This window comes from Streptomyces sp. NPDC058221, from assembly GCF_042882365.1.
GTDB lineage: Bacteria > Actinomycetota > Actinomycetes > Streptomycetales > Streptomycetaceae > Streptomyces.
Window position 1 is genome coordinate 1 of record NZ_JBHVWF010000287.1, and the last position, 3,555, is coordinate 3,555.

The window sequence follows — 3,555 nt, forward strand, 5'->3', positions numbered from 1 at the left end:
ACTTCTGCGCGGCGCGGCTGCGGCGCATCAGCAGCCCGCCACCGAGGACCATCGCGGCGCTGGCGCCACCCGCGATGCCCAGGTTGCCGTTGGCACCGGTGTGCGCCATCGTCGGCGGCTTGTGGTGCTTGGGCGGGGTGTGGTGCCAGGCGTGGGTCGGGGGGTTGTGCGGGTGCCAGGTGTGCGTCGGCGGGTTGTGCGTCGGCGGGTTGTGGGTGGGCGGGTTGTGGTGGTGGCTGGGAGGGCAGTTGTGGTCGTGGTGGTGCTTCGGGGGCTTGGTCGGCTTCGGCGGGTTGTGGTGGTGGCCCGGCGTGCAGGCGCAGTCGTGGTCGTGGTGGTGCGTCGGCGGCTTGTGCGGCTTCGGGGGCTTGGTGTGCGTCGGGGGCTTCGGGGTGTCGCCCCCGCCCGACTCGTTCTCGCACTTGTTGCCGAAGGCCGGGTTCAGCAGGCCCACCACGTCGACCGTGTTGCCGCAGACATTGACCGGGACGTCGACCGGAGCCTGGATCAGGTTGCCCGACAGCACGCCGGGGGAGTTGGCGGCGACACCATCGGCGTCCGCGCCCTGGGCGTCGCCGGTCTTGGAGCCGCCGCCCTCGTTCTCGCACTCGTTGCCGAACGCGGGGTTCAGCGCACCGATCACGTCGACGGTGTTGCCGCAGAGGTTGACCGGCACGTGCACCGGCACCTGTACGGCATTGCCCGAACCGACCCCGGGGGAGCCGATGGCGGCACCGTCGGCCGAGGCGTCCGCGAACGCGTAGCCGCCGGAGGCGGTCAGGATGCCTGACGCCGCCGCCATGACGAGCACGCTCTTACTCAAGGCTTTTCGCATGGTTGCCCTTCCTTAGGACATTTCGCGCGGGCGTATTGCCCGCAGTTCATTCATCAGCCGGCGCAGCAACCGTCGGGCGTGCCAGTTCTGCTGGGTGGGCGGCCCGTCGGGCGGGCTTGACTTCACCCATAACGACGCTCACGTGACCGGGAAACGTGGAACCCGTGAAAATCCTGTGACCACCCGGACGGACTACGCATGCGCGTTCGCATTCAGGGTTCGGGATATTCCGATGTGCCCGACTCCGGTCGGTGCAGGGGCTGTTGAGGCTTAAAACAATTGATTCGGGCGCCAGAAGCGCTGTGGACCTTCCGGCGTCTTTCGTACGGGCGTCCGCGAAGCCCCGGCATTCGGGTGAATGGAGATAACCAAACGTCCGGCAGCGAGTTGGTCAGTGCGCTCCGGTACGGGGCATCCAGTACGAGAAGGGTTCATCGTGATCAAGAAGGTCCTGGCTACGGGTGCCGTTGCCGCCTCCATCCTCGGTCTCGGCGCCGCGCAGGCGATGGCCATCGGCAACGACGGCGGCACCACGTCGGTCAACGGCAACGGAGCCTCGCAGTCGTTCGGCAACGCCGAGACGCACGGCGACGGCAGCCCCCAGTTCGGTCTGGTCCAGGGTTCGCTGAACAAGCCCTGCATCGGCCTGCCGGCCAAGGCCAACGTCGGTTCGCTGGTCGGCGTCGTGCCGGTCGCGGTCCAGGACATCAACGTCCTGTCCTCGCCGCAGAACCAGCAGTGCACCGAGAACTCCACCCAGGCCAAGGGCGACGAGCCGCTGTCGCACATCCTGGACGGCATCCCGGTCCTCTCCGGCAACGGTGCCGGCAACAGCTGATCCAGCTGTGCTCAGGCCCGGGCCGCCGGCGTTCCTCCTCCGAGCGGCCCGGGCCTGCTGCTGCCCTCCGGGGGCCTGCCCGTGGACGGTCCGGTGATCGCGACGGTGACGTCGCGTGACCGGAACTGCGTCATTCGGGCGGACTTTGAGGAATCTTCACCTCGAACAGTTTCGCTTACCGTCTTAAATCGTTACGAATTACAACGGCGGAGTTACGAGTGATCGGAACCCGCGCTCGTGCGGCACGAAATTCGTCGCCGCTGCGGACTCCGTCGAAGAAAGGGTTGAAAGTGAAGTACACCAAGATCGCCGCCATCGCCGCCGGAACCCTCATGGCGATGGGCGCCGCTGCCCCGGCGTTCGCCGACTCCGGCGCCGAGGGTGCGGCCGTGGGCTCCCCGGGCGTCCTGTCCGGCAACGTCGTCCAGGTCCCGGTCCACGTGCCGGTCAACGTGTGCGGCAACACCGTGAACGTGATCGGTCTGCTGAACCCGGCCTTCGGCAACACCTGCGTCAACGCCTGATCGCTGTATCGCTGAGCCCGTCTCGGCGCCGGTCTGCCCCGGATCGCATCTGTTGCGATCCGGGGCTTTCCTCTTTACTGCGTTCTCCGTCCCGGGAGTTCGCGGCCCTGCCCGGATGCGGCGAAAAGGCTGAGGCCTCTTCGCCGGCCCGGGGCGCGGAGCGCCGGCGGCTGGGGGCGGACATCCGGGCGGGCGCGCGGGACGGAGCACCGACAGTGCACCACCGATATGCGCTCGCTGTCCCGTAGTCGCACCCGATTCAGTGATTAGTCATGCAATCGATCGAGTTCCCCGGCAAGTGGTTCCGAGAAAAGCCGAAAGCTCCAGTTGCCCGGCCGCTATCGGGTCGTTAGCCAGGGGGAAAGCGGCAGAAGTCACAGCTAAAGAAGGCTGGATGCGGCGCGGGGACGCGACCGAAACAGCTGCCGCTGCAGAAGGGAACCTGAAAGTGAAGTACGCGAAGACTGCTGCGTTCGTTGCCGGTTCCGTGGTTGCTCTCGGAACGGCTGCTCCCGCCTTCGCCGTTACCACCGCCACGGCTCCGAACTTCAGCCTCGACGGCGGTGTCAACCAGGTGGTGGCGGCTGCCCCGCAGGCCGTCGACCCGGTCGTCGACACCGTCGGCGGCGCCGCCGACGCGCTGCAGAAGGACGGCACCGTCACCAAGGTCGCCGACCAGGCCACCGGTGCGGCGAAGAGCGCGGCCCCGCTCGTGGGCGGGCTCCCGGTCGGCGGCTGACCCGTCCCCGGACGGCAGTTCCCGTTCCGAAGCGTTCCGCGTCGCTCCGGCGACTCCACGTCCTGTGTACATGCGGACGACGGAATCACCGTTCGAGTGAAGCGCCACAACCATTCCCGCCGCCACGAGTTGATCAAGACGCTCGGGACAGGCGGGCAACAGAGAACCCCAGAAGGGCTATTTCATGATCAAGAAGATTATGGCCTCGGCAGCCGTCGCTGCTTCCATCGTCGGCGTCTCCGCCGCGGTGGCTCCCTCGGCCATGGCGATCGGCAATGACCAGGGCACCACCACGGTCAACGGCAACGGTGCCGCGCAGTCCTACGGCAACTCCGCCACCCACGGTGACTGGAGCCCGCAGTTCGCGCTCATCCAGGGCTCGCTGAACAAGCCCTGCATCGCCCTGCCTGCCAAGGTCAACGCCGGTTCGCTGCTCGGTGTCGTGCCGGTCTCGGTCCAGGACCTCAACGTCCTGTCCTCGCCGCAGAACCAGCAGTGCACCGAGAACTCCACCCAGGCCAAGGGTGACGAGGCTCTGTCGCACATCCTCGACGACATCCCGGTCCTCTCCGGCAACGGTGTCGCCAACGACTAGCAGTTCCCGTTCGACCCGTGGGGC

At 67.4% G+C, this 3,555-nt stretch carries 5 protein-coding genes; 4 read left to right on the plus strand and 1 reads right to left on the minus strand.

The annotated features are described in order from the left end of the window. The coding region (locus tag ACFVW8_RS38710; protein ID WP_389698692.1) for a chaplin family protein at positions 1–811 on the minus strand (811 nt) is incomplete at its 3' end. A gap of 460 nt (positions 812–1,271) precedes the next feature. Between ACFVW8_RS38710 and ACFVW8_RS38715 the strand changes: the two genes are divergently transcribed. The 4 genes from ACFVW8_RS38715 (at position 1,272) to ACFVW8_RS38730 (ending at position 3,531) form a co-directional block, all read left to right on the plus strand. Then, positions 1,272–1,673 carry a rodlin gene (locus ACFVW8_RS38715; RefSeq protein WP_389698684.1) on the plus strand — a complete coding sequence of 134 codons (402 nt, stop codon included), beginning with the start codon at positions 1,272–1,274 and terminating at the stop codon, positions 1,671–1,673. Positions 1,674–1,963: 290 nt separating this feature from the next. Further along, positions 1,964–2,197, plus strand: coding sequence for a chaplin (locus ACFVW8_RS38720; protein WP_389698686.1), 234 nt, complete (start codon positions 1,964–1,966; stop codon positions 2,195–2,197). A 448-nt stretch (positions 2,198–2,645) separates the two neighbouring features. After that, positions 2,646–2,936, plus strand: a complete 291-nt coding sequence (locus tag ACFVW8_RS38725; RefSeq protein WP_389698688.1) for a hypothetical protein — start codon at positions 2,646–2,648, stop codon at positions 2,934–2,936. Positions 2,937–3,120: 184 nt separating this feature from the next. After that, complete coding sequence (locus ACFVW8_RS38730) at positions 3,121–3,531, plus strand: rodlin (protein WP_389698690.1); 411 nt, start codon at positions 3,121–3,123, stop codon at positions 3,529–3,531. Positions 3,532–3,555: the final 24 nt, after the last annotated feature.

Coding starts and splice junctions, on each gene's coding strand:
- ACFVW8_RS38730 (WP_389698690.1), top strand. CDS start 3,121: ATGATCAAGAAGATTATGGCCTCGGCAGCCGTCGCTGCTTCCATCGTC.